Genomic DNA, 26,177 nt, shown 5'->3' with positions numbered 1-26,177 from the left:
ACCGCCGGTGTCCGGGCATCTGCCCGGACACCGGTCGGCTCCCCACCTCTTCAGCCATTCCGCCAGGGATACCTCCCACGTCCGGAAACGGAAAACCCACCGTGTCTGCCTCATCCCACTCCCGTATGCGGAGACCGAGCCCTCTGCTGTCGCGCTGGCTCGGCCGTGGCGCGCTCGTCGTCTCCCTCTCCGTCCTTCCCCAAGTCGTGGTTCCCTCGGGCTACGACCTGGCCGCCCAGGCCCAAACCCCGGCAGCCCGCAAGCAGTTGGAGAACCAGGCCGAGGCGAAAATTGACAAGGTGGGCGTGCTCAAGCCCGGCACGTCCAAGGCTCCGAAGGACAAGGCCGCCTCCGCCTCCCGCGCGACCAGTGAACGGCTGAAGCACGCCGCATGGCCGAAGGCCGGAAAGGTCACCGCCAACGTCACTGCGACCCGCGAGGCAGCCGCCACCGTCGGAGGGCTCGGCGTAACGATGGCTCAGGAGCCCGCTGTCCCGGTGGGCAAGCAGACGAAGAGCAAGAGGGAAGCGAAGGCCACCGGCCCGGCCGAGAAGGTGGCGCTCGGCGTCCACTCCCAGTCGACCGCGAAGAAGGCGGGCGTCAACGGAGTCCTGCTCACCGTCGACCCGGTGGGAGCTGCGTCCGGTAAGCCCCCGACTGACACCGACAACCTCCGGGTCTCCCTGGACTACTCCTCCTTCAAGGACGTCTACGGAGGCAGCTTCGGCCCCCGCCTGCGCCTGGTGACACTCCCGGCGTGTGCGCTGACCACCCCGGAGAAGAAGTCCTGCCGCACCCAAAGCCCAGTGGCGGGCGCTGGGAACGACGCGCAGTCTCAGACACTCACGGGCACCGTCTCCGCCCGCACCCTCGCAGCCGGTACCCCGATGCTGCTGGCAGCAGCGGCCGACAGCTCGGGCGGCGGAGGTGACTACAGCGCCACCTCGCTGTCCCCGACCGCGACTTGGGAGGCAGGCGGTAGCACGGGCGACTTCACATGGAACTACCCGCTGCGGGTCCCCCCGGCCACAGCCGGTCCGGCACCGAATCTTTCGATCTCCTACAACTCCGCCTCGGTAGACGGCCGTACGGCCGGCGAGAACAATCAGACCTCCGTGATCGGCGAAGGCTTCTCGATCACGGAGTCCTATATCGAGCGCAAGTACGGTTCCTGCAAGGATGACGGCCAGTCCGGCAAGGGAGATCTGTGCTGGAAGTACGCCAACGCCACCCTGGTCCTCAACGGGAAGGCGGTGGAGCTGGTCAACGCCTGCACCGACAAGGCGGCCTGTGACACCGCGGCCCTGTCGCAGGCGTCCGGTGGTTCGTGGAAGGTGAAGAACGAGGACGGCACCCGCGTCGAGCACCTGACCGGCGCCACCGGCAACGGCGACGACAACACCGAGTACTGGAAGGTCACGGATGCCTCCGGCATCCAGTACTTCTTCGGCAAGCACCGAATGCCCGCTTGGAGCGACAACGGCACCGCCGCCGACGACCCGGTCACCAACTCCGTATGGACCGTCCCCGTCTTCGGCGACGACTCCGGCGAGCCCTGCTACAAGTCGACCGGCTTCGCCGACTCGTTCTGCAACCAGGCCTGGCGCTGGAACCTGGACTACGCCGTGGACACCCACGACAACGCTTCCACCTACTGGTACACCAGGGACCCGAACTACTACTCCAAGAACGCCGACACCACCGTCAACGGCACGCTCTACTATCGGGGCGGCTACCTCAACCGCATCGACTACGGCCTGCGCAGCGACCTGATCTACGCTAAGCCCGCCGCACAGCAGGTCCGCTTCACCTACGCCGAACGCTGCGTCGTCTCGGGCGGCTGCTCCAGCCTGACTGCGGACACCAAGGCCAACTGGCCCGACGTGCCCTTCGACATGATCTGCGCGGCCAGCACCAAGTGCGCGACCCAGATCGGCCCGTCCTTCTTCACTCGCAAGCGCCTCACCGACGTCACCACCTCGGTGTGGACCGGCAGTGGAACCACCCAGCGGGACGTGGACACCTGGCACCTGGAGCAGAGCTTCCCCGACCCCGGTGACGCCTCTTCGGCGAGCTTGTGGCTGAAGTCCATCCAGAACACAGGCAAGGCCAACACCACCACGGCTGCCATGCCGCCGATCGTCTTCGGTGGCATCCAGATGCCCAACCACGTCGAGGGCAGCGGTCCGGACACCCTGCGCTACATCAAGTGGCGGGTGCGCACCATCAAGTCCGAGACCGGCTCCACCCTCACCGCCAACTATTCCGACCCCGACTGCATCTGGGGCACCAGCATGCCGTCGGCGGTCGACAAGAACACCCGCCGCTGCTTCCCGGTCAAGTGGTCCCAGTCCGGGGCGACCCCGGTCACCGACTGGTTCCACAAGTACGTGGTCACCTCCGTCTTCCAGGACGACCCCTACGGTCACGGCGACACAGGCGAGAAGTACTACGACTACCAGGACGGCGCCGGCTGGGCCTACGCCGACGACGAAGGTCTGACCAAGCCGTCCAACCGCACCTGGTCGCAATGGCGCGGCTACGGCAAGGTCGTGGAGACTTCCGGGGACTCCGAGGGCCCGCGCAGCAAGAAGTCGACGCTCTACATGCGCGGCCTCAACGGCGAGAAGGAACTCGACGGCACCGCCCGGGTGGAGAAGGTCACCGACTCCACCGGTACCGCCATCGACGACTCCCGCCAGTACGCCGGCTTCGTCCGCGAGACCATCATCTACAACGGTGCCGAGGAGCTCAGCGGCACCATCAACACTCCCTGGTCCTACAAGACCGGCAGTCACACCTACAGCTGGGGTACCACCGAGTCCCGAATCGTCCAGGCCGACGAGACCACCACCCGCACCAAGACCTCCACCGGCACTCGCACGGTCAAGCAGAAGACCACGTACGACACCACGTACGGCATGCCGATGACCGTCGAGGACAGCGGAGACGCCGCCAAGACAGGCGATGAGTCGTGCGTGCGGACCAGCTACGCGCGCAACACCTCGGCCTGGCTGGTGAACACGGTCTCACGCACCGAGACCTACTCGGTTCCCTGCGCGACCACCCCGGTGATTCCCGACAACGTCATCTCCGACATCACTACGGCCTACGACGACCAAGCGGTCGGAGTAGCGCCCACCAAGGGTGAGATCACCGCGTCCTACCGAGTATCCAATTACAACGCGGTGGACAAGACCCCCGTCTACCAGCGGGTGTCCAGCTCCACCTACGACAATCTGGGCCGACCGCTCACCGCGACCAACGCCCTTAACCGCACGGCTACGACGACCTATGTCCCCGACGACACCGGCTACGGACCGCTGACGTCCAAGACGTCCGTCGACCCCGACCCCAAGCTCTTCACCTCCATCACCGAGGTGGATCCGGCCTGGGGTACGGCCACCAAGACCACCGACCCCAACGGCAACGTCACCGAGTGGTCCTTCGACGCCCTCGGCCGCCTGCAGTCGGTCTGGATGCCGAACCGCTCACGAGGACTCGGCGATGCTGCCAGCATCGTCTACGCCTACAGCATCAACGACAACAAGGAGACCTGGGTCCGCACCGACGCCCTCAAGGCCGACGGACAGACCTACAACAGCTCCTACGAGATCTTCGACGGACTGCTGCGGTCCCGGCAGAAGCAGGCCCCCGCCCCGAACGGTGGCCGGGTGATCTCCGAAACCCTCTATGACGACCGCGGCCTGGCGTACATCTCTAACAGTCAGGTCCACGACAATGGCGCGCCCTCGGGCACCCTGGCCAACACTTTCCCAGGCTCCGTCCCTGCTTCTGCCGAGACGGTCTTTGACGCCGCTGGCCGCGCCACCGAATCGATCTTCCGGGTCTACGACCAGGAGAAGTGGCGCACCAAGACGGACGAGCAGGGCGACCGTACTGCTGTCACCGCCGCCGCAGGTGGTACCGGCACCCTGACGATGGTCGATGCCCGTGGCCGAATCACCGAGCGCCGTGAATACGGCGGCCCGATCCCGACCGGCACCGACTACACCCGCACCCTGTACGACTACACCCCCGGCGGCCAACTCAAGAAGATGACCGGACCGGACGGGGCGGTCTGGACGTACGGCTACGACCTGCGCGGTCGCAAGACCACCTCCACCGATCCCGACAAGGGCAAAGTCGACACCACCTACAACGACGTCGACCAGGCGCTGACGGCTACCGCAACTCTCGACGGCGTGTCCCGCACACTGATCACCGACTACGACGAGCTCGGCCGCAAGATCGGCACCTGGGACGGGGCGAAGGACAATGCCCACCAGCTGACCAAGTTCACCTACGACTCGCTCGCCAAGGGGTTGCCGACTGCTTCGATCCGGTATGTCGGCGGCACGACCGGCAAGATCTACTACCAGATCGTCACTGGCTACGACACCCTCGGCCGTGCCAAGGGCACCAGGACCGGCATTGCCGCTACCGACGACCTAGTTGCCATCGGCGGTGCACCGCAGACGTTCACTACGTCCACCGCCTACAACATCGACGGCACCGTCCAGTCCACCTCGATGCCGGCAGTGGCTAGCCTTCCCGCCGAGACCGTGACCAACAGCTACAACAGCCTCGGCATGGTCACCGGAACCGACGGCATGACCGACTACGTTCAGAACATCGGCTACTCCCCGTACGGCGAGATCGAAGAAACCCGTCTGGGTACCTCCACAGGCGCCAAGCAGCTCCAGATCCTCAACCGCTACGAGGACGGCACCCGTCGGCTGACCAACACCCACACCGTCGATCAGACCAACACCGGCTACACGAACGACGTCGACTACATCTACGACATCTCTGGCAACGTCAAGTCGATCACTGACAATGCCAACGGCAAGGACACCCAGTGCTTCGCCTACGACGGCTACCGCCGTCTGACCGAAGCCTGGACCCCGTCTTCCAACGACTGCGCCACCGCCCGCTCGGCGAGCGCCCTCGGCGGGCCGGCTCCGTACTGGACTAGCTGGACCTTCAAGCCCGGCGGCCTGCGCGACACCCAGACTGAGCGCAAGGCTACTGGTGACACCGCGACCGCATACGGTTACCCGGCCGTCAACGCCACCGGCGGCGGCCAGCCGCACACCCTGACCTCCGTCACCGTAGACGGCGGCACTGTCAAGACGTACACCTACGACGAGCAAGGCAACACCACCAAGCGCTACGGCAGCACCGGTACCGCGCAGATCCTCACTTGGGACATTGAGGGAGAGCTCACCCGCCTCACCGAAGGCACCAAGACCACCGACTATCTCTACGATGCCAACGGCGAACTCCTTATCCGTCGAGGCCCCGGCAAGACCGTCCTTTATCTGGGCGGTCAGGAGCTCCACTACGACACGGTCGCCAAGAAGTTCACCGCCCAGCGCTACTACCCGGCCGGTGGTGCCACCGCCGTCCGTACTGAGTCCGGTCTGTCCTGGATGGTCGACGACCATCACGGCACCGCCTCGATGACCGTGGATGCCACCACCCAGGCCGTCACCCGCCGCTACACCAAGCCCTTTGGCGAGTCTCGCGGCGTAACCCCCTCGGCTTGGCCCGACGACAAGGGGTTCCTCGGTAAACCCACCGACGCTGACACCGGACTCACCCACGTCGGTGCCCGCGAATACGACCCGGCCGCCGGGCGCTTCCTCTCTGTCGACCCCGTCCTCGCTCCTGACGACCACGAGTCCCTCAACGGCTACGCCTACGCCAACAACACCCCCGTCACCCTGTCCGACCCGACCGGCCTGCGGCCCATTACGGACTGCGAGCGCGGGTGCAGCGACGGGAACGGCGGCCGGTACCACGACTACATGACGATGGGCCCCAACGGGACCTGGGTCTACCACTCCACCCAGACCTACACCCAGACCTTCCAATACCAGAAGGCGGGCGGCGGCACCGGAAGCGGCAGCATGACCGTCACGGTTCGCACGGACGGGGGCCACAAGTCGGCGCAGGTGGTGTTCAAGAAGGGACCTGACCCGAAACCTCAGGAACGGGAGGGGTGGCAGTGCCGGTCCTGCTGGGCAATGGGGACAAATCCTAACTACGACCCGAACGCCCACGACCTACCAGACACAGGGAAGCTAGCGACCTGGCAGAAGGTCGTGCTGGGCGTCGTCGGGGCCGTGGCAGTGGTCGTGGCCGCCGCCCCTGTACTTGCAGTTCTGGCCGAGGGATGCCTGGCCACAGCCCCGGTATGCGCTGCGGAAATCGCAGAAATAGCAACCGGTGGTGCATCCGGCGGAAGTCTTGCAGTTGGCGGCGGGGCCGCAGTTGGCGTCGGTGGATACAGTGCGGCTCGTTCCACTATCCTGGGAGGTAAATACTACGCTCCCGAAACAGGACTCAAGATTCTCATTAACCCGGGCGGAGGCGAACTGAATTGCCGAGCGTGCGTGGTTTCGCTTGATCAGCTCATGGCCAACGGGGCACGTTCGAACGCTATCCCCACGCTTGAGCGTGGCTCCGAAAAGGTGATTGAGGATTTCTACGGCAGAAAGTTTCGAAACAGAAGTTTTTCGAATATCGTAACCGACATGCAAAAGGCTGGGCCTGGGGCCCGAGGTATCGTATGGGGTAAGGACTCCGATGGTGGCCACGTGTTCAACGTGACTAACCTTGATGGAAGAGTGACGTTTCTGGATGGGCAATCTGGGAACGCAGGTCATGCGTCCACGTGGGATAGCTACTCGTTCATGAGGACAGATTGATGATTTCGGAAGAGCAGGGTCGCTTGGTCGCGGAGAATTTTCTGCACGCAAGCCGAAAGTTTAGCGAGCCCGAACTGGCGATCGACTGGAATAGAGTACGGGTAAGGGAGGGTGTTCTTATCGCGCCGTACAACTCTTCGCAATTCCTGACCACTGGCGAGCACCAATTGCTGGACTGCTGGCCGATTTTGGTAGACCTCTCCTCAGGGCAGGCGCGGTTCGGGAGGTTGGAAGAGCGCGCCTTCTGGAAGGGGTCTTAGCAGGCACTCTATCTGCTGGCTTGTCGACTGGTGGGTCAGCGGAACAATGGGAACTTACCGCCACCGATACCGCACCTACCCACATCGGCACCTGCGGGTACGACCCGGTCAATGGATGTCTTCTCTCCGTTGACCGGGTCCTCGCTGCGTAGGGCGGCGAGCCTGTTCGGGCAATGTCCCCGTGGTGGCCGCGGAGATTATTTCTGTGCAGTACGGCTTCGGTTGAAGTGAACGCGGGGGCATCCGGTAGCGGGTAGGCCAGGGCATGTGATCTGCATGTTGAGGACATCGAAAGGAGAGGGACAGGGCTGACCGCCGAGTCGTGGTGCCGTAGTCGCTCGATACCATGCCCACGTACTGATCGCCGGGCGCGAGGAGGCACACGCATGCGGGACGAGGACGCGGACGAGAGCGGGGCACCGCAGGACGACTGTCTGTTCTGCAAGATCATCGCGGGGCACATCCCGGCGACGATCGTCCGGGAGACCGAAACGACCCTCGCCTTCCGGGACATCAACCCCCAGGCGCCGACGCACATCCTGGTGATCCCCAAGGTCCACCACCCCGACGCGGCCTCCCTCGCCGCCGCCGAACCCGGCATCGCCGCCGATGTGCTGCGCGAGGCCGGGGAGATCGCCGGCGAGGAGAAGCTGGACAGCTACCGCATCGTCTTCAACACGGGCAGCGGCGCCGGCCAGACCGTCTTCCACGCCCACGCGCACATCCTCGGCGGGCGCGGCCTGCAGTGGCCGCCCGGGTAGTCGGAGTAGCCGGAGTGGTCGGCACAACGAATCAAGGTCGGTAACTTCCTTTGTCCGCACGTGAACTGGTGGTCCTCGGCACCGCCAGCCAGGTACCCACCCGGCACCGCAACCACAACGGCTACCTGCTCCGCTGGGACGGCGAGGGGCTCCTCTTCGATCCCGGCGAGGGCACGCAGCGCCAGATGCTGCGTGCCGGGGTCGCCGCCCACGACCTCAACCGGATCTGCGTCACGCACTTCCACGGGGACCACTCGCTCGGGCTCGCCGGAGTCATCCAGCGCATCAACCTCGACCGTGTCCCGCACGAGGTGACCGCGCACTACCCGCGCTCCGGCCAGAAGTTCTTCGACCGCCTGCGGTACGCCACCGCCTACCGTGAGACCGTCCAGATCAGGCAGGAGCCGGTGGCGGGGGACGGCGGGGTGCTGGCGGAGGCGGGCGGTTACCGGCTCGAGGCACGCAAGCTCTCGCACCCCGTCGAGTCCTACGGCTATCTCCTCGTCGAGCCCGACGGGCGCCGCATGCTGCCGGAGCTGCTCGCCGAGCACGGGATCAAGGGGCCGGACGTCGGCCGCCTCCAGCGGGAGGGCTCCCTCGGGTCCGTCACCCTCGACGACGTCAGTGAGCTGCGGCGCGGACAGCGGTTCGCGTTCGTGATGGACACCCGGCTGTGCGACGGGGTGCACGCGCTCGCCGAGGGGTGCGACCTGCTCGTCATCGAGTCGACCTTTCTCGACGAGGATCAGCAACTCGCCGCCGATCACGGGCACTTGACTGCCGGTCAGGCGGGGGCCGTCGCCCGGGACGCAGGCGTACGGCATCTCGTCCTCACCCACTTCAGCCAGCGCTACTCCGACCCGGACGAGTTCGAGCGGCAGGCGCGGGCCGCGGGGTACGAGGGGGAGCTGACCGTCGCCCACGACCTGCTGAGGGTGCCGGTTCCTAAACGGCGGTAAACCGGTCGTACGATTCTTCGATGTCCCTGATGTCCCTCCCCAAAGCCGAACTGCACCTCCACATCGAAGGCACCCTCGAACCCGAGCTGGCCTTCGCGCTCGCCGCGCGCAACGGCGTCTCGCTGCCGTACGCCGACACCGACGAGCTGCGGAAGGCGTATCTCTTCGACGACCTGCAGTCCTTTCTGAACCTGTACTACGGGCTCATGGCCGTCCTGCGCACCGAGCAGGACTTCGCGGACCTCGCGAACGCCTATCTCGCGCGGGCCGCCGCGCAGGGCGTACGGCACGCGGAGATCTTCTTCGATCCGCAGGCCCACCTCGCCCGTGGCGTGGACATGGGGACGGTCGTCGACGGGTTGTGGCGGGCGTTGGGGGAGAGCGAGGCGGCGCACGGTGTCTCCACGCAGCTCATCATGTGCTTCCTGCGCGACGAGTCCGCCGAGTCGGCGATGGAGACGCTGGAGGCGGCCAAGCCCTACCTCGACCGGATCACCGGTGTCGGGCTCGACTCCGCCGAGGTCGGGCATCCGCCGGTGAAGTTCCGCGAGGTGTACCAGGCCGCCGCGGGCATGGGGCTGCGGCGCGTGGCGCACGCGGGGGAGGAGGGGCCGCCCGAGTACATCACCGAGGCCCTCGACGTCCTTGGCGTCGAGCGGATCGACCACGGGCTGCGCTGCATGGAGGACCCGGAGCTGGTCGCGCGGCTTGTCCGGGACCGGGTACCGCTGACGCTGTGTCCGCTGTCCAATGTGCGGTTGCGGGCCGTCGATGTCCTGGCCGGGCATCCGCTGCCCGCGATGCTCGACGCGGGCCTCCTGTGCACGGTCAACTCCGACGACCCCGCCTACTTCGGCGGATACGCCGGCGACAACTTCGGGGCGGTACGGGAAGCCCTGGGCCTGGGTGAGGAGCGGCTGCGGGAGCTCGCGCGGAACTCCTTCCTGGCGTCGTTCCTGGAACACGACGAGGAGCGCCGGGCGCGGTACCTCGCCGAGGTGGAGGCGTACGAGTTCGAGGTGTAGGAGTTCGGGCGTACGAGTTCGAGGTCTGCGTGCTCCCTCCAGGCGCCACATGCAGACTCCGGGGCGGAAGCGGCGGGCTGCTGTCAGTGGTGTGGTGCAGACTGGCCTGATCCGCACCATCGTCAGGGAGCGCACCGTGATCGCGTCCACCGCGTCCACCGGAGAGGGATCGTCCTACCGTCAGGCCCAGGTCGATCCCCTGGCCGCCCTGCGCACGCCCGGCGAACCGCCGTGGGATGTCTACCTGACGGGCACCGTCTTTCTCGACATCATCTTCACCGGGCTCGATTCCGCCCCCGTGCGCGGTACCGAGTCCTGGGCGCGCGGGATGGGGTCCAGCCCCGGCGGGGTCGCCAACATGGCCACCGCGCTCGCCCGGCTCGGCCTGCGGACCTCCCTCGCCGCCGCCTTCGGCGACGACCACTACGGGGAGTACTGCTGGGACGCCCTCGAACAGGGCGAGCACATCGACCTCTCCACCTCACGCACGGTCCCCGGCTGGCACTCCCCGGTCACCGTCTCGATGGCGTACGAGGGTGAGCGCACGATGGTCTCCCACGGCCACGAGCCGCCTCATGAGGAACCGGCGCCGGAGTGCCCGCCGCACGCCCGGGCCGCCGTCGCCTCCCTCACCCCGGGTGTCCGCGCGCCCTGGATCGCCCAGGCCGCCCGTAAGGGGGCCAGGATCTTCGGCGACGTCGGCTGGGACGACACGGGCCGCTGGGACCTCGCCGGTCTCGCCGACCTGGAGCACTGCGAGGCGTTCCTGCCCAACGCCGAGGAGGCGATGCGCTACACCCGCACCGATTGCCCCCGCAAAGCGGCCCGCGCCCTCACCGACCACGTGCCGCTCGCCGTCGTCACCCTCGGTGCGGAGGGTGCGTACGCGGTGGACGGGCGGACGGGGGAGACGGCCGAGGTGCCGGCCATCGCCGTCGAGGCCCTCGACCCGACGGGCGCCGGTGATGTCTTCGTCGCGGGCTTCGTCACCGGCACCCTCGCCGAGTGGCCGCTCGCCGACCGCCTCGCCTTCGCCGGCCTCACCGCCGCCCTCTCCGTCCAGGACTTCGGCGGTTCCCTCTCCGCACCCGGCTGGTCAGAGGTGGGGGCCTGGTGGCGCGAGATCCAGTCGTACGAGCACCAGGACCCGGCGGCGCTTCGTCGGTACGCGTTCCTGACCGACCTGGTGCCCAGGAGCGCCAGGCCGCGCCCCTGGCCGCTGCGGCGGGCCGTTCCGACGATCGGCTTCGGCAGATCGGCGTGAGCACCGGCTCCTGACCCTGCCGGACGTCGGACGTCGGACGTCGGACGTCGGACGCCGGACGCCGGACCCAGGAACATGGCCACGGACGCCGGACCGTGACCGTGTACACCGGACCGTGAGCGAAAAGCCCTACGGCGTTGTCAGTGCACCGTCGTAGGCTGGGATCGGAAGGCTACCCACGTGGTAAGCGAGCCTCATTGAGGAGGTCGTGCAGGCCTAAACGGCCGGCCCATGACTCAGACACCCACAGCTCAGCCCCCTGCGCGGGGGCAGGCACGAGCGCAGTTCACCGTCCCGGCCGCCCACCCCATGGTGTCCCTGCTGGGTTCAGGCGACTCCCTCCTGCGCGTGATCGAAAAGGCCTTCCCGGCGGTCGACATCCATGTCCGGGGCAATGAAGTCAACGCCACTGGCGAAGCGGCCGATGTCGCCCTCGTCCAGCGGCTGTTCGACGAGATGATGCTGGTGCTCCGCACCGGACAGCCGATGACGGAGGACGCAGTGGAACGCTCGATCGCCATGCTTAGAGCGAGCCGGAACGGGGAGGGCGACGGCCAGGAGACCCCGGCCGACGTCCTCACGCAGAACATCCTGTCCTCGCGGGGCCGCACCATCCGCCCCAAGACCCTCAACCAGAAGCGCTACGTCGACGCCATCGACAAGCACACCATCGTCTTCGGCATCGGCCCGGCGGGCACCGGCAAGACGTACCTCGCCATGGCGAAGGCCGTGCAGGCGCTTCAGGCCAAGCAGGTCAGCCGCATCATCCTGACCCGCCCGGCGGTGGAGGCGGGGGAGCGGCTGGGCTTCCTGCCCGGCACGCTCTACGACAAGATCGACCCGTATCTGCGCCCGCTGTACGACGCGCTGCACGACATGCTGGACCCGGACTCGATCCCGAAGCTGATGGCCGCGGGGACGATCGAGGTGGCGCCGCTGGCGTACATGCGGGGTCGCACCCTCAATGATGCTTTCATCATTCTGGACGAGGCCCAGAACACCTCCGCCGAGCAGATGAAGATGTTCCTCACCCGCCTCGGCTTCGAGTCGAAGATCGTGGTCACGGGTGACGTGACGCAGGTCGACCTCCCCTCCGGGACGAAGTCGGGTCTGCGGCAGGTGCAGGACATCCTCGAAGGCCTCGACGACGTCCACTTCTCGCGGCTCACCTCCCAGGATGTCGTCCGGCACAAGCTGGTCGGCCGTATCGTCGACGCGTACGAGAAGTACGACAGCGAGAACGGTACGGAGAACGGCACCCACAAGGGCGTCCGTAACAAGCGGAAGTAGACAAACCAGCACCATGTCGATCGACGTCAACAACGAGTCCGGAACCGAGGTCGACGAGCAGGCGATCCTCGACATCGCCCGCTACGCGCTCGCGCGGATGCGCATCCACCCGCTCTCCGAGCTCTCGGTGATCGCCGTGGACGCCGACGCCATGGAGCAGTTGCACATCCAGTGGATGGACCTGCCCGGTCCGACCGACGTCATGTCCTTCCCGATGGACGAGCTGCGCCCGCCGTCGAAGGACGACGACGAGCCGCCGCAGGGGCTTCTCGGTGACATCGTGCTCTGTCCCGAGGTCGCCGAGAAGCAGGGCAAGGAGGCGGAGACGCAGCACTCCATGGACGAGGAACTCCAGCTCCTCACCGTCCACGGCGTGCTGCACCTCCTCGGTTACGACCACGAGGAGCCGGACGAGAAGGCCGAGATGTTCGGCCTCCAGGCCGCCATCGTCGACGGCTGGCGCGGCGAGCGGGGGATGACCGGTCCGTCGCCCGCTCCGACGGTCACCTCATGAACCCCCAACTCGTCACCGGCGCCATAGCGCTGGTCGTCGTCGCCTGGCTCGCCGCCTGCGCGGAGGCGGGCCTCGCGCGCGTCTCCAGCTTCCGCGCCGAGGAGGCGGTCCGCAGTGGCCGTCGCGGCAGTGCCAAGCTCGCGCAGATCGCCGCCGACCCGACCCGCTACCTCAACGTGGCTCTGCTGGTGCGCGTGGTCTGCGAGATGGCCGCCGCCGCGCTCGTCACGTATGCCTGCCTGCGGGAGTTCGACCGGACCTGGCAGGCCCTCGCCGTCGCCATCGGCGTGATGGTGCTCGTCTCGTACGTCGCCGTCGGCGTCTCGCCGCGCACGATCGGGCGTCAGCACCCCCTCAACACGGCCACGGCAGCCGCGTACGTCCTGCTGCCGCTCGCCCGTGTCATGGGGCCGATCCCCTACCTCCTCATCCTCATCGGCAATGCCCTCACGCCCGGCAAGGGCTTCCGGCGCGGCCCGTTCGCCTCCGAGGCGGAGCTGCGCGCGCTCGTCGACCTGGCCGAGAAGGAGTCCCTGATCGAGGACGACGAGCGCCGCATGGTGCACTCCGTCTTCGAGCTGGGCGACACCCTCGTACGCGAGGTCATGGTCCCGCGTACGGACCTGGTGGTCATCGAGCGGTACAAGACGATCCGGCAGGCGCTCACCCTCGCGCTGCGCTCCGGGTTCTCGCGCATTCCGGTCACCGGGGAGAGCGAGGACGACGTCGTCGGGATCGTGTACCTGAAGGACCTCGTCCGCAAGACGCACATCAGCCGGGACGCGGAGAGCGAGCTGGTGTCGAGCGCGATGCGGCCCGCCGCCTTCGTACCGGACACGAAGAACGCCGGTGACCTGCTCCGCGAGATGCAGCGCGACCGCAACCACGTCGCTGTCGTCATCGACGAGTACGGCGGCACGGCCGGCATCGTGACCATCGAGGACATCCTGGAGGAGATCGTCGGCGAGATCACCGACGAGTACGACCGTGAACTCCCGCCCGTGGAGGAGCTGGGCGACGAGCGTCACCGCGTCACCGCCCGCCTCGACATCACCGACCTCGGCGAGCTGTACGGCCTTGAGGAGTACGACGACGAGGACGTCGAGACGGTGGGCGGGCTGCTGGCGAAGGCGCTGGGCCGCGTACCGATCGCCGGGGCCTCGGCCGTCGTCGAACTGCCCGACGGGCGCGAACTGCGGCTCACGGCGGAGACCGCGGCCGGCCGCCGGAACAAGATCGTGACGGTGCTCGTCGAGCCGATCGACCACACCGCCGCGGCACCGGAGGACGAGAAGGAGAAAGAGGGGAGCGGCGGGTGACTCCGCAGGAACTGCGTGCCTTCTGTCTGTCCTTCAACGCGGCTGTGGAGGACTTCCCGTTCAGCCCGGAGATCTCGGTCTTCAAGGTGCTGGGCAAGATGTTCGCCCTGTCCTGGACGGACAACCTGCCCCTGAGGGTCAACCTGAAGTGCGTCCCGGAGGACGCGATCCGACTGCGTGCCGATCAGCCGGGGCTGATCATCCCCGGTTACCACATGAACAAACGGCACTGGAACACGGTGACGGTGGACGGGGAGTTGCCCGACCAGCTCGTACGGGAGCTGATCGAGGACTCGTACGACCTGGTGGTGGCCGGCCTGCCGCGCGCGGAGCGGTTGCGGCTCGACCGGCCCTGACAGGCCATGACCGGCTCGGTCCTAGTACGGCAGGATGCGGCCCGAGGGCGTCCTGCGGTCGATGGGGAGGTCGCGGGGCGAAGGAGCGCTGGGCCGACGAATGACGCGGATGCGGGTCTGGCGGTTCATAACGCCTCCTCATGGCTCGCGGTTCCTGGGTCATGCCCTGATCGCCCGCACCTGATACCTGTTCTTGTGTGACTTCCTTGTGTCATGAAGCCTCAGGTGGCCTCAGCAGGGGACAAACCGCGTAAGTATGCTCATGGCATGACCGACAGCAACGCGCCCGACCTCGATCCCGAGGACCGCAAGATCGTCACCCTGGCCCGCTCCGCCCGGGCCCGCAACGGCGTCCCCGAGGGGGCAGCCGTACGGGACGAGACCGGACGTACGTATGTCGCCGGCACGGTCGACCTCGACTCGCTGAAGCTGAGCGCGCTGCAGACGGCGGTGGCCATGGCGGTGGCGTCAGGGGCGAAGTCGCTGGAGGCGGCGGCCGTCGTGACTGGTGCCGAGGGCGTGTCGGCCGCGGACCTGGCGGTCGTACGGGATCTGGGTGGGCCCGCGACCCCCGTGCACGTGGCCGCGCCGGACGGTGTGGTGCGGGTGACGGTGTCCGCCGGGTGAGGTGATGCCGGGCGCCCGGACGAGGGTCGGTCTTCGGCCACTTTCGCGGCGCCCCGGAAGAACTCGCAGAGCGTCTCTTGCAATCGCGAGCAACCCACGCCTCAATGGAACCCGCTCTTCCGACGGACCGTCAGATTCCACCGCGCGGCGCCCCGCACCCGCCTCGCGGCTGACCGCACCCGGCCGCCGTACCCCCCACATCGCAATTCCCCACATGGCAATTCCCGTACCAGGGAAGGGAATCCGATCGATGACAAGCACGACAGTACGCCGGCCCGCGCACAGGCGGCTCGGTATCGGTGCGGTACTCGCGGCGGGCTCGCTCGCCGTCGCCGGTCTGGCCTTCGCGCCGGCCGCCACGGCCGTCACCCCCACCTCCGCGACCATCACCTACAGCTGCGGTTTCTTCGGCGGTGGTTCGACAACTCTCACCGCCGTACAGGACGGCACCTCGGCCACGATCACCGTCAGCTCGAACATCAGCGCCCCACTCCCTCTCGCCGCCGACTCGATCGCCTCCACGCTGACCCTGGCGAAGGCCTCCGGCGGTACCACGGCCTTCACCGGGACCAAGAACCCGGCCACGGCCACCGGTGCCACGGTCACCGTCGGCCCGCTGACCGGCACCGTCGCCTCGGGTGACAGCCTCGAAGCGGGTGGCGGCACCCTCAAGATGGTGCTCTTCGGCATCACCGTGACCTGTACCCCGACCGGAAACCAGTCACCGGGACCGTTCGTCTTCTAGTGACGGCCCGCCACCCCGCACCGACCTCAGGCGAAACGGCCGGCGTCGCCCGCTCCACGGCGGCGCCGGCCTTTGCCACCGTGAACTGATGGATCGTCAGTTCACTTGCTGTGATCGCGCGTTATTTGGTCGGATTGCATTGACATCTCACACGGCCTGCACATCAATGGCCCCCTGTCGGCGCAGACGAGCCGCTGCGCCCGCATCCCTCAGAGGGGGCAACCATGGCCAACACGGCATCCATGGGTTCGACCGGTCGAAGACGACGACGCCTGGCCGCACTGCTCGGGGCGACCGCACTCGCGGTCACCGCGGGCGGTGCGCTGGCCGTCCCGGCCGGAGCAGTCGCCGCGGCGTCCGCCGCCGTCGACTTCGGTACGCACTGTGTGCCACCGCCGATCGCGGGCCTTCCGCCGATCGACGGCACCACCACCGCGCAGATCACGGTGGACAACACCACACCCAAGGTCGGTGACACCGTCACCGTGAAGTACAAGGTGGTCAAGCCTGCCGCCAGCAATCCCACAGATCTCGCGCTGCCCGCCGACATCATGACGCCCACCGGAAAGATCACCCTGGGCGGAGCGCAGAGCGGCGACTTCACCGTCGCGGGGCCCAAGAAGAACGACCCCGTGCCCGGCAAGGGAGCCTTCCCGCCCTTCGAGATGACCGGCACCTTCACGGTCACCGCGCCCGGTGCGATCACCCTCTCGCCCGGCGACTACAACATCCACACCAGCTACATCCTTGAGCTGGACACCCCGTGCACGGTCCTCACCCCGCCCGCGCCCGTCTCCGAGACGATCACGGCAACGGACGGGACCCAGACCAACACCCGTGCCATCACGCTGGGTTCGGCCTCCGGAGCACCCGGGGCCAACGTCACCGTGAGCGGCGCCAACTTCACCCCCGGCGCCACGGTCACACTCGCCGGCCGGTCCGGGGCCACCCAGACCGGCGACACCGCGACCGTGACCGCCGACTCCCAGGGCGCCTTCAGCGGCACCCTCGCCGTCAGCGACAAGACGACGACCGGAGTCGTGGCGTACGAGGGCAGTTCGTGGAGCGACACCAAGGGTGCCGGTCCGGCCGCCTACGTCGTCATCGACGACACGCCCATCCCCGACAACAGCCAGAAGCTCACCACCACCGTCAAGGCCGGTGACCTGTCCATGACTCAGGCCGGGGACGCCGTCCAGCTGAAGGCGGTCGACTTCGGCAAGGGCGGGCCTTCCACGGGCTCGCTGCAGACAGTGACCGTCAAGGACTTCCGCGGCGGACCCGCGGGCTGGTCCCTGACAGGCAAGGTCACCGACTTCACCGGACCCGGCGCCAAGATCGATGCCGGCAAGCTCAGTTGGACCCCGGCCTGCGCGACCAAGGCCGGAAGTCCCAGCACCTGCCAGCCCGGTTCCCCCGGTGTGGTGGGCGGGACGGGGGCCACCCTGGCCTCCGCACCCGACGGCACGGTCACCGGTGGTGAGTTCACCGTCGACGCCGGACTCTCGCTGGACGTACCGGCGTTCACCCCGCCGGGTTCCTACTCCGGCGTTCTCACCCTCACCCTCACCTGAGCGACGTCCATCCGGACAACGCTCAGCCGAACACGCTCAGCCGAACAGCCTGCGTCTGAACAACCTGCACGTGAACAGCCATTACCTGAACAGCTGTTGGTCATCCGGTGGCCGGGCGCGCACCCGCCCGCCCACCTACCTCGTCCGTGGGGGTCCGCACCCATGCGTAAGCCGTACGTCCTTCTCGCGCTCCCCATGTTCCTGCTGGCAGCGCTCGGTACGTCACTCCTGACGTCCGCCCCCGCCCGGGCCGCCGACAACGGCAGCTGGTCGGTCTTCCCCCTCGCCTCCGCCGTGGCGCAGCGCCCGTACTTCTATCTCTCCGCCGATCCCGGCACGACGGTCGAGGACAAGGTCACCGTCGCCAACAAGACCGGCAAGCCGCTCACCTTCCGGCTGTACGCGGCCGACGCCTACAACACCGTCCGCGACGGCGGGTTCGCGGTACGCACCCTCAAGGAGAAACAGCGCGGCGTCGGCGCCTGGGCGCGGCCCGCGAAGTCCCGGGTCACCGTGCCCCCGCACAAGTCGGTCACCGTTCCCTTCACGCTCCGGGTGCCCGAACGGGCCGAACCCGGCGACCACGTGGGCGCGTTGGTCGCCCTCGACGAACGGATCGACGCGGGCGACGGCTCACTGGCACTCGGGGTGCAGCGGGCGGTCGGGGCGCGGGTCTATCTGCGAGTGAACGGGCCGGCCGTCTCCGCGATCGCCGTCGAGAAGGTCAGAATCAGCCACCACCAGCCCCTCGTACCCGGCCTCGGCGACAGCACCGCCACGATCTCCTACACCCTCCACAACACCGGGAACGTCACCCTCGACCCCCGGGTGGAGGTGCGGGCGCAGGGCCTGTTCGGCCGTACGCTGCTCGCCCGCGACCTCACCAGGATCCCCTCCGAGCTGCTGCCCGGCCAACGGGTCCGGCTCACCGAACCCTGGAGCGACGCACCCCAACTCGACTGGGGAGACGTCACGTTGACGGCGTCCGCCAAGGACACCCGGGAGTCGGCGAGCGTGTCCTTCTTCGCCCTGCCGTGGCTCATGGCGGTGGTGGTCGTGGTGTTCGGCGCGGTGGGGTCCGTACTGGGGGTCAGATGGTTCAGAGCGCGTCAGGACCGCGCTCGCCCGTCCGAACCCGCACCACCGTCTCCACCGGAAGAGCCCACACCTTCCCGTCCCCGATCTTCCCCGTCCGTGCGGCCTTGACGATCGCCTCGATGGCGGTCTCGGCTTCCGCGTCGTCGACGACGACCTCGATACGGACCTTGGGGACGAGGTCGACCTGGTACTCGGCGCCGCGGTACACCTCGGTGTGTCCGCGCTGACGCCCGTACCCACTGGCCTCGGTCACGGTCAGACCGTGCACGCCGACCTCCTGGAGCGCGGTCTTGACCTCGTCGAGGCGGTACGGCTTGACGATCGCGGTGATGAGCTTCATCGGATCTCCTTCGTGGATACCCCCGGCTTCAGTCGGGGGAGGAAACGCAGCTCCTGCGGAGCAGGGCAGCGGGCTGGGATTCGCCGCCAGGGCGGATCGAAGTGCTCCGACCCGCAGATTTGATCTTAAGCCGTAGTCGCATTAGTTTGTGAGCGTGACCGCGAACCGTGTGAAGCGGGCGTTCAAGTACCGCTTCCATCCGACCGATGCGCAGGCAGCCGAGCTGTCGCGCACGTTCGGCTGCGTGCGGAAGGTCTACAACCTGGCACTGGCCGCCCGTAGTGAGGCGTGGGCGCAGCGTCAGGAGCGGGTCAACTACAACGCCACCTCGGCGATGCTGACCGAGTGGAAGAAGACCGGAGAGCTGGCCTACCTCTCCGAGGTGTCGTCGGTCCCGTTGCAGCAGACGCTCCGGCACTTGCAGGGGGCGTTCACCAACTTTTTCGGCAGGCGGGCGAAGTACCCGACGTTCAAGAGCCGCAGGAAGTCGCGGAAGTCCGCCGAGTACACCACCAGCGGCTTCCGTTTCCGTGACGGCAGGCTGACTCTCGCGAAGATGGCCGATCCGCTGGACATCGTGTGGTCCCGGCCCCTCCCCGAGGGCGTAGCACCGTCCACCGTGACCGTGTCCCAGGACGCGGCCGGACGCTGGTTCGTCTCGATGCTGTGCGACGACAGGCCGGCCATGCCCGCGCCGGTCAACACGGGCGTTGGTATCGACGCCGGTGTCACCAGCCTGGTGACACTCTCCACCGGGGAGAAGGTCACCAACCCGAAGTTCGAGCGCAAGGACCGTGCCCGGCTCGCCAGGGCTCAGCGCGACCTTTCTCGTAAGGCCAAGGGTGACGGGAGCAACCGGGCCAAGGCCCGGCGCAAGGCCGCCAAGGTCCATGCCCGGATCTCCGACCGGCGCCGGGACTTCCTGCACAAGCTGACCACCCGACTCGTTCGTGAAAACCAAACGATCGTGATCGAGGACCTGACCGTACGCAACATGGTCAAGAACCACTCGCTCGCCCGAGCCGTCTCGGACGCGAGCTGGACCGAGATGCGGTCCATGCTGGAGTACAAGGCAGGCTGGTACGGGCGTGAGGTGATCGCCGTGGACCGGTGGTTCCCCTCGTCCAAGCTGTGCTCCCACTGCGGCACCTTGCAGGGCAGGATGCCGTTGAACGTCCGTACCTGGAGGTGCGACAACTGCGGGACGACCCACGACCGGGACGTCAACGCGGCGAAGAACATTCTGGCCGAGGGGCTCTCGGTGACAGTCTGTGGAGCTGGTGTAAGACCTCAACGGAGTACTCCGGGCGGGCAGTCGGCGACGAAGCAGAAAACCCCACGGCGCGAGCCGTAGGAATCCCCCTCCTTCAGGAGGGGGAGGATGTCAAGACTGGCTCTTGGCCTTTGTGTGTGTCTGTGCGCGGAGGAGTGGGAGGAGTGGACGGCGGACGAGACCGGGGATCCGTGCCCCAGGATGCCGTGATCGTATGCCGTTTCGGCGTCCCTCCGTAAGGTCGGCGCCGGTGTGCCGAGGACCGTCGGAGGGCCGTGGAGGGCCTCGGCGTGCGATGGGTCTCCATGGATCAGGGACAATGGGCGCCATGAGTGTTCGTAACCCGTCATCCGAGCCGACCGAGCCGACCGTCCCGTCGGAGGGATCGGCCGCGCACCGCGCCGGTTTCGCCTGCTTCGTGGGCCGCCCCAACGCGGGCAAGTCCACCCTCACGAACGCTCTGGTCGGCCAGAAGGTGGCGATCACCGCGGACCAGCCGCAGACCACGCGGCACACGGTACGGGGCATCGTCCACCGACCGGAAGCGCAGCTGATCCTGGTCGACACCCCGGGGCTGCACAAGCCGCGCACGCTGCTGGGCGAACGCCTGAACGACGTGGTGCGTACGACGTGGGCCGAGGTGGACGTCATCGGCTTCTGCCTCCCGGCGAACGAGAAGCTCGGCCCCGGCGACCGTTTCATCGCGAAGGAACTGGCGGCGATCAAGAAGACGCCGAAGATCGCGATCGTGACGAAGACCGACCTGGTCGAGGGCAGGGCGCTGGCCGAGCAGCTCATCGCGATCGACCAGCTCGGCCGTGAGCTCGGGTTCGAGTGGGCCGAGATCGTGCCGGTCTCGGCGGTCGCCGACCAGCAGGTGGGCCTGCTGGCCGATCTGCTCGTCCCGATGCTGCCCGAGGGCCCGCCGCTCTACCCGGAGGGCGACCTCACGGACGAGCCGGAACAGGTCATGATCGCGGAGCTGATCCGGGAGGCCGCGCTGGAGGGCGTACGCGACGAGCTTCCCCACTCGATCGCGGTCGTGGTCGAGGAGATGATCCCCCGCGAGGACCGCCCCGCCGACAAGCCGCTCCTCGACATCCACGCGTTCGTCTACATCGAGCGGCCCAGCCAGAAGGGCATCATCATCGGCCCGAAGGGCAAGCGCCTGAAGGACGTCGGCATCAAGTCGCGCAAGCAGATCGAGGCGCTGCTGGGTACGCCGGTCTTCCTGGACCTGCATGTGAAGGTCGCGAAGGACTGGCAGCGGGATCCTCGCCAGCTGCGGAAGCTGGGGTTCTGACGGCAGGTTCGTCTCGGTCGGCGTCCTACGGGCGCCGCTGCCGCAGCACAGGCCGCGTCTCTCCCCCACCCGCCCGTTTCCGGTCCGTTTGGCGGGTGCCTGAAGTGTGCCTCCGGGAGCCCGCGCTGCTCGACGTAGATGCCGGGATGCACGCAGCCGGTCCTCGGAGCGCGCGCACTCTCCTGATCAACGGCACCGTCGGCGTGGGCAGGACAACCGTTGCCGAGGCGGTGGGCGGCCTTCTCGCTGACGCGGGTGTCTCCCATGCCGTGCCCGACCTCGACTGGCTGACAAATCGTGGCCCACGCCTCCCGGCGACCGGTTCAACTTCGGCATGCTGCTGCGGAACCTGCGGAACCTGCGGAACCTGCGGAACCTGCGGAACCTGCGGAACCTGCGGAACCTGCGGAACCTGCGGAGCGTCGCCGGTCACTACCTCGACGCGGGAGTGACCCGACTGGTAGCCCCACCCGCGTCAATCCGCCCGCATCAGTCCACGCCCCGAATCCGCCCCACCAGCACCGCCCCCGCCAGCCCGATCACCGCGGACACCAGATACAGCACCCGGTATCCGCCCAGATACGTCACGATCGGCGCCGCGAGGGCCGGTGCCATCACCTGGGGCAGGGCGTTGGCCACGTTGATGACGCCCAAGTCCTTGCCGCGGTCCAGCGCCGTGGGGAGGACGTCCGTCATCAGGGCGAAGTCGACAGACGTGAAGACGCCGAAGCCGATACCGAGGACCGCCGACGCGACGATCGCCCCCGGCCAGGTCTGCCAGGCGGCCAGCATCGCCGTCGCCACCGCCATGAGCACGCCCGACCAGAGCACGAACGGCTTGCGGCGGCACACCCGGTCCGACCAGGCCCCGCTGACGACGACGGTGGCCATCAGCATCACGCTGTACACCGCCGTCAGGATCAGGACGCCCTGCTCGGGGTCGGAGTAGTCGAGGCGGTCGCGCAGGTAGTACAGGAGGTACAGCAGCGTCAGCGCGTTGCTCAGGTTGATCAGGAAACGGGTCAGCCATGCCCAGCCCAGGTCCGGATAGCGGCGCGGGCTCAGCCAGAAACCGGTCAGGAAGGTCCGCCAGGACCACACCGGCAGATCCTCGACCGCCAGCCGCAGATCCTTGTGCCGCAGGACGTACGGCAGCACGCCCAGCAGCGTGAAAGCCGCGCACGCCGCATAGCCCGCGCCCACCCCGCCCAGCGCCGTCGCCAGACCCGTCCCGCCGACCACACCGAGGATCTGCGCGACGCCCAACCAGCCGCCCACAGAACCCCGTTGAAGCTTGGGGACACGGTCGGGGACGGCGGCGGTGATGGCGGCGTAGGCCGCGTTCAGGGTCAGCTGGACCAGGCACCACCCCGCCACCATCGTCCACAGCCCACTCGCCCCCGCCAGCAGCAGCAACGACAATGCGCCGCCCGCCGCGCCGGCCACGATCCACGGCGTACGGCGCCCCCACCGCGATGTCGTACGGTCCGACAGCGCGCCGAAGAACGGGTTCGCCGCGAGCGACACCAGGGCGCCCGCGCCCGCCACCCAGGCCAGCAGGGTCTCCTTGGACATCCCGGTGCCGGGCGCGAAGTCCTCGGCCTGGGAGGCGAGAAGGATCTGCAGCGGCCCGAACCAGCCCACCCAGATCGCCCCGTTGGCGAGCGAGAGCGAGGCCGTCCACCCTCGCCCGACCCGTTCCACCGGCTCGGCGAGCGCACTCGCCGAGCGGGACATGTCGGTCATCCTCAGTCTCTCTGCGCCTGGAGGAGGTCCCTGAACCAGCCGTACGAGGCCTTGGGCGTCCGGGTCAGAGTGGTGGGGTCCGCGAGGTCCACGTGGACCAGGCCGAACCGGCGCGCATACCCCTCCGCCCATTCGAAGTTGTCCAGCAGCGACCACACGAAGTAGCCGCGCACATCCACGCCCGCCTCCAACGCCCGGTGCAGCGCCCGGACATGACCGTCCAGGTAGGCGATGCGGTCCTGGTCGTCGAGCCCCTCGTACGAGCAGCCGTTCTCGGTGATGACGACGGGCGGCAGCCGGTCCCCGTAGCGGTCCTGGAAGGTGGTGAGCAGCTCGGTGAGGCCCTCGGGTACGACGGGCCAGCCGAAGTCCGTCACCGGGACGTCCTCGATCTCCTGGACGGAGAAGGGGAGTTCGGCCGGGATCGTCAGGCCGCCGAACTCGATGTCGGCGCCCTGCGGCGCGCCCACCTTCGTCGGGGCGTAGTAGTTGACGCCGTAGAAGTCGAGCGGCTCGCCGATCACCTTCAGGTCGGCCGCCACGTCGCCCGGCATCAACTCGCCCAGACCGTCCGGGTATTCGCCCAGGAGGATCGGGTCGGCGAACAGCCGGTTGAGGAGGAGGTCGTAGAACCCGGCCGCCTCCAGGTCCGCCTGCTCCTGCGACGCCGGCCAGGTCGGTCCGTGCGAGTTGGCGATCCCGATGTCCGTGGCGCCGGCGGCGCGCAGTGCCCGTACGGCCAGGCCGTGGCCCAGGAGTTGGTGGTGGGCGGCCGGAAGCGCGTCGAACATCAGCTGCTTGCCCGGTGCGTGCGCGCCCAACGCGTGCCCGAACAGGGTGTGTTCGGCGGGCTCGTTGAGTGTGATCCACTTGTTCACCCGGTCGCCGAGCCGCTCGGCGACGACGGACACGTACTCGGCGAACCTGGACGCCGTGTCCCGCTCCAGCCAGCCACCCTTCTCCTGGAGGCTCACCGGCAGGTCCCAGTGGAAGAGGGTCGGGACGGGGCGTACGCCCGCCGCGCACAGCTCGTCCACCAGTCGGTCGTAGAAGTCGAGGCCGCCGGGGGAGTTCACACGGGGCCAGGAGACGGAGAAGCGGTACGCGTCCACGCCGAGGCCGGCCAGCAGGGCCACGTCCTCGGGGTAGCGGTGGAAGTGGTCGCAGGCCACCGCCGCCGTCGAGCCGTCCTTCACACGTCCGGGCTCGGCCGTGAAGGTGTCCCACACGGACTGTTCGCGCTGGTCCGCCGCGCCCTCGATCTGGTGCGCCGAGGTGGACACACCCCACAGGAAGCCGGCCGGGAACTGGGGTATCGGGTTGATCGCCATGCGCCGGATCATCGGTACCGGGGGTAACGGGTGTCAACGGGCCAGGGTGACGATGCGATCACACCCTGCCCGTCGACACCCGCGACACCCGTTATGCCCCCTCTTTCAACACCCTTGAGATCAGCTTCCGCTGCTCTTCCGTGAGCCGGGGATCGGCGCAGTACACCGTCTTGCCGTCCACCGTGATCTCGTAGCTGAAACCGTCCGGCACGCCGTCCGGCGGGGTGCCCCCGCCGGACGCGATCGCCTGATCGGCCAGGGCGTGCCACTCGGCGGCGTCGGGCCGCCCCGAGGTGTCCACCTCGGCGCACCGCTCGATGCCCGCGAATCCGCCCGTACGTCGCACCTGAATAAGCATGGGTCCCTGTCTAGTACGAGAACGGTTCCAGTACGAGTGACGAGTGCCCTGACGCCGGTGTCTGATGCCGGTGTCTGATGACGAGTGCGGCCGGTGCGGGCGGGCCCGTACGGCTACAGGCGTGGCCGGGGCGTGATGGGCACTCCGACCCGCTCCCATGCCTTCAGTACGGACTGGAGTTCCTCGCCGTCGCCGTAGCGCTCGTTCGCGGTCGCGACGGTCAGCTGGGCGAAGTCGTCGAAGAACGCGTCCTTCTTCAGATCGCCGCCGGTCAGCACGTCGTACCAGATCTGCCCGGCCCGCTCCCACGCATTGCCGCCGAGTGTGGTGGCGACGATGTAGAAGGCGTGGTTGGGGATGCCGCTGTTGATGTGGACGCCGCCGTTGTCGCGGCCGGTGCGGACATAGCCGTCCATGGTCGCGGGCTGCGGGTCCTTGCCGAGCACGTCGTCGTCGTACGCGCTGCCCGGTTCCTTCATGGAGCGCAGGGCCGTGCCGGTGACGCTCGGGGCGAGCAGGCCCGCGCCGATCAGCCAGTCGGCTTCGGCGGCGGTCTGGCCGAGCGAGTACTGCTTGATGAGCGAGCCGAAGACGTCCGACATCGACTCGTTGAGGGCGCCGGGCTGGCCGTAGTACGTGAGGTTCGCGGTGTGCTGGGTCACGCCGTGGGTCAGTTCGTGGCCGATGACGTCGATGGAGCTGGTGAAGTCGACGAAGATCTCGCCGTCGCCGTCGCCGAACACCATCTGGTTGCCGTCCCAGAAGGCGTTGTTGTAGTTCTCGTCGTAGTGGACGGTCGCGTCGAGGGGCAGGCCTTCGCCGTCGATCGAGTGGCGCTGGTAGGCCTTGAGGTAGAGGTCGAAGGTGGCGCCGAGGCCGGCGTAGGCACGGTTGACGGTGGCGTCCTGGCCGGGCTCGGAGCCCTCGGCGCGCACCTTTGTGCCGGGCAGCGTGGTGCGGTGCTCGGCGTCGTAGATGGTGCGCAGCGGCTGGTCGGATGGTGCTTTCACGGCCGGGACGGCGGCCAGGCCGAACTCGGCGGTGAGGCGGCGCTCGGTCCGTTTCTGGGAGTCGAGCAGCAGCGTGCGCAGTGCGGGGCCGGAGACGGCCGGGTCCTCGTGACGGGCGAGTGTGTTGAGGATGTGTGGTGGGACGATCGTGCAGAAGACGGGCTCAGAGCCCCCGTTTGTCGTCATGCCCGGCACCCTTGCACCGCGTCATGCGGCTGTCACTACCCGCAACCATGATTGGTGAAATACCCGGACAAGGAGCCCACCGTTCGGTGACGGAGTGGTATGCGCTGAGTTAGCGGCGAGTG

Annotated in this window: 20 protein-coding genes; 15 read left to right on the top strand and 5 right to left on the bottom strand. The window is 67.9% G+C overall.

The window, feature by feature from the left end:
* The first annotated feature begins 125 nt into the window (after nucleotides 1-125).
* From G3I56_RS00900 to G3I56_RS00840, 13 genes are all read left to right on the top strand, one after another.
* Nucleotides 126-6,716 carry an RHS repeat-associated core domain-containing protein gene (locus tag G3I56_RS00900; RefSeq protein ID WP_239134666.1) on the top strand — a complete coding sequence of 2,197 codons (6,591 nt, stop codon included), beginning with the start codon at nucleotides 126-128 and terminating at the stop codon, nucleotides 6,714-6,716.
* A 646-nt stretch (nucleotides 6,717-7,362) separates the two neighbouring features.
* Nucleotides 7,363-7,737 (top strand): histidine triad nucleotide-binding protein, encoded by a 375-nt coding sequence (locus G3I56_RS00895; protein ID WP_164406503.1) that lies wholly within the window; start codon nucleotides 7,363-7,365, stop codon nucleotides 7,735-7,737.
* Nucleotides 7,738-7,787: 50 nt separating this feature from the next.
* A complete protein-coding gene (locus G3I56_RS00890; RefSeq protein WP_164406502.1) occupies nucleotides 7,788-8,696 on the top strand; it encodes a ribonuclease Z in 909 nt (302 codons plus the stop codon).
* A gap of 29 nt (nucleotides 8,697-8,725) precedes the next feature.
* Nucleotides 8,726-9,721: an adenosine deaminase gene (locus tag G3I56_RS00885; RefSeq protein ID WP_164407196.1), complete on the top strand. Its 996-nt coding sequence runs from the start codon at nucleotides 8,726-8,728 to the stop codon at nucleotides 9,719-9,721.
* 136 nt (nucleotides 9,722-9,857) lie between these two features.
* Complete coding sequence (locus G3I56_RS00880) at nucleotides 9,858-10,985, top strand: PfkB family carbohydrate kinase (protein WP_164407195.1); 1,128 nt, start codon at nucleotides 9,858-9,860, stop codon at nucleotides 10,983-10,985.
* Between the two features lie 231 nt (nucleotides 10,986-11,216).
* A complete protein-coding gene (locus G3I56_RS00875; protein ID WP_164406500.1) occupies nucleotides 11,217-12,275 on the top strand; it encodes a PhoH family protein in 1,059 nt (352 codons plus the stop codon).
* Nucleotides 12,276-12,288: 13 nt separating this feature from the next.
* On the top strand, nucleotides 12,289-12,789 hold the full coding sequence (gene ybeY, locus G3I56_RS00870) for an rRNA maturation RNase YbeY (RefSeq protein WP_164406498.1): 501 nt from the start codon (nucleotides 12,289-12,291) through the stop codon (nucleotides 12,787-12,789).
* A complete protein-coding gene (locus G3I56_RS00865) occupies nucleotides 12,786-14,108 on the top strand; it encodes a hemolysin family protein (RefSeq protein WP_164406496.1) in 1,323 nt (440 codons plus the stop codon). Before ybeY ends, G3I56_RS00865 begins: the two co-directional genes overlap by 4 nt.
* Nucleotides 14,105-14,464, top strand: a complete 360-nt coding sequence (locus G3I56_RS00860) for an MmcQ/YjbR family DNA-binding protein (protein WP_164406494.1) — start codon at nucleotides 14,105-14,107, stop codon at nucleotides 14,462-14,464. The genes G3I56_RS00865 and G3I56_RS00860 overlap by 4 nt, the downstream gene beginning before the upstream one ends.
* A 267-nt stretch (nucleotides 14,465-14,731) precedes the next feature.
* Nucleotides 14,732-15,091 (top strand): cytidine deaminase, encoded by a 360-nt coding sequence (locus G3I56_RS00855; protein WP_164406492.1) that lies wholly within the window; start codon nucleotides 14,732-14,734, stop codon nucleotides 15,089-15,091.
* A 250-nt stretch (nucleotides 15,092-15,341) separates the two neighbouring features.
* Nucleotides 15,342-15,836, top strand: coding sequence for a hypothetical protein (locus tag G3I56_RS00850; protein ID WP_164406490.1), 495 nt, complete (start codon nucleotides 15,342-15,344; stop codon nucleotides 15,834-15,836).
* 242 nt (nucleotides 15,837-16,078) lie between these two features.
* A complete protein-coding gene (locus G3I56_RS00845) occupies nucleotides 16,079-17,410 on the top strand; it encodes a beta-xylosidase (protein WP_164407194.1) in 1,332 nt (443 codons plus the stop codon).
* A 162-nt stretch (nucleotides 17,411-17,572) separates the two neighbouring features.
* Entirely contained in the window at nucleotides 17,573-18,616 is a 1,044-nt protein-coding gene (locus G3I56_RS00840) for a DUF916 domain-containing protein (RefSeq protein ID WP_164406488.1), read from the top strand.
* Here G3I56_RS00840 and G3I56_RS00835 read toward each other — a convergent pair.
* A complete protein-coding gene (locus G3I56_RS00835) occupies nucleotides 18,510-18,848 on the bottom strand; it encodes a P-II family nitrogen regulator (protein ID WP_164406486.1) in 339 nt (112 codons plus the stop codon). The two genes, G3I56_RS00840 and G3I56_RS00835, sit on opposite strands and share 107 nt — an antisense overlap.
* Before the next feature lie 148 nt (nucleotides 18,849-18,996).
* Here G3I56_RS00835 and G3I56_RS00830 point away from each other — a divergent pair, with 148 nt between their 5' ends.
* Nucleotides 18,997-20,202 (top strand): RNA-guided endonuclease TnpB family protein, encoded by a 1,206-nt coding sequence (locus G3I56_RS00830; protein ID WP_164406484.1) that lies wholly within the window; start codon nucleotides 18,997-18,999, stop codon nucleotides 20,200-20,202.
* Between the two features lie 238 nt (nucleotides 20,203-20,440).
* Nucleotides 20,441-21,424, top strand: coding sequence for a GTPase Era (gene era / locus G3I56_RS00825; protein ID WP_203688902.1), 984 nt, complete (start codon nucleotides 20,441-20,443; stop codon nucleotides 21,422-21,424).
* Between the two features lie 489 nt (nucleotides 21,425-21,913).
* Here era and G3I56_RS00820 read toward each other — a convergent pair whose 3' ends face one another.
* From G3I56_RS00820 to G3I56_RS00805, 4 genes are all read right to left on the bottom strand, one after another.
* Nucleotides 21,914-23,170 (bottom strand): MFS transporter, encoded by a 1,257-nt coding sequence (locus G3I56_RS00820; protein WP_164406482.1) that lies wholly within the window; start codon nucleotides 23,168-23,170, stop codon nucleotides 21,914-21,916.
* 2 nt (nucleotides 23,171-23,172) lie between these two features.
* Nucleotides 23,173-24,513 (bottom strand): GH1 family beta-glucosidase, encoded by a 1,341-nt coding sequence (locus G3I56_RS00815; protein ID WP_203688901.1) that lies wholly within the window; start codon nucleotides 24,511-24,513, stop codon nucleotides 23,173-23,175.
* Nucleotides 24,514-24,592: 79 nt separating this feature from the next.
* Nucleotides 24,593-24,859 carry a protealysin inhibitor emfourin gene (locus G3I56_RS00810; protein ID WP_164406480.1) on the bottom strand — a complete coding sequence of 89 codons (267 nt, stop codon included), beginning with the start codon at nucleotides 24,857-24,859 and terminating at the stop codon, nucleotides 24,593-24,595.
* A gap of 113 nt (nucleotides 24,860-24,972) precedes the next feature.
* Entirely contained in the window at nucleotides 24,973-26,055 is a 1,083-nt protein-coding gene (locus G3I56_RS00805; RefSeq protein WP_164406479.1) for a M4 family metallopeptidase, read from the bottom strand.
* Between the last annotated feature and the right edge of the window lie 122 nt (nucleotides 26,056-26,177).

The sequence above is a fragment of the Streptomyces sp. SID12488 genome (assembly GCF_010548275.1).
Classification (GTDB): domain Bacteria; phylum Actinomycetota; class Actinomycetes; order Streptomycetales; family Streptomycetaceae; genus Streptomyces.
Note: the sequence above shows the minus strand (reverse complement) of the source record. Positions and strands in the feature narration are given on the sequence as shown.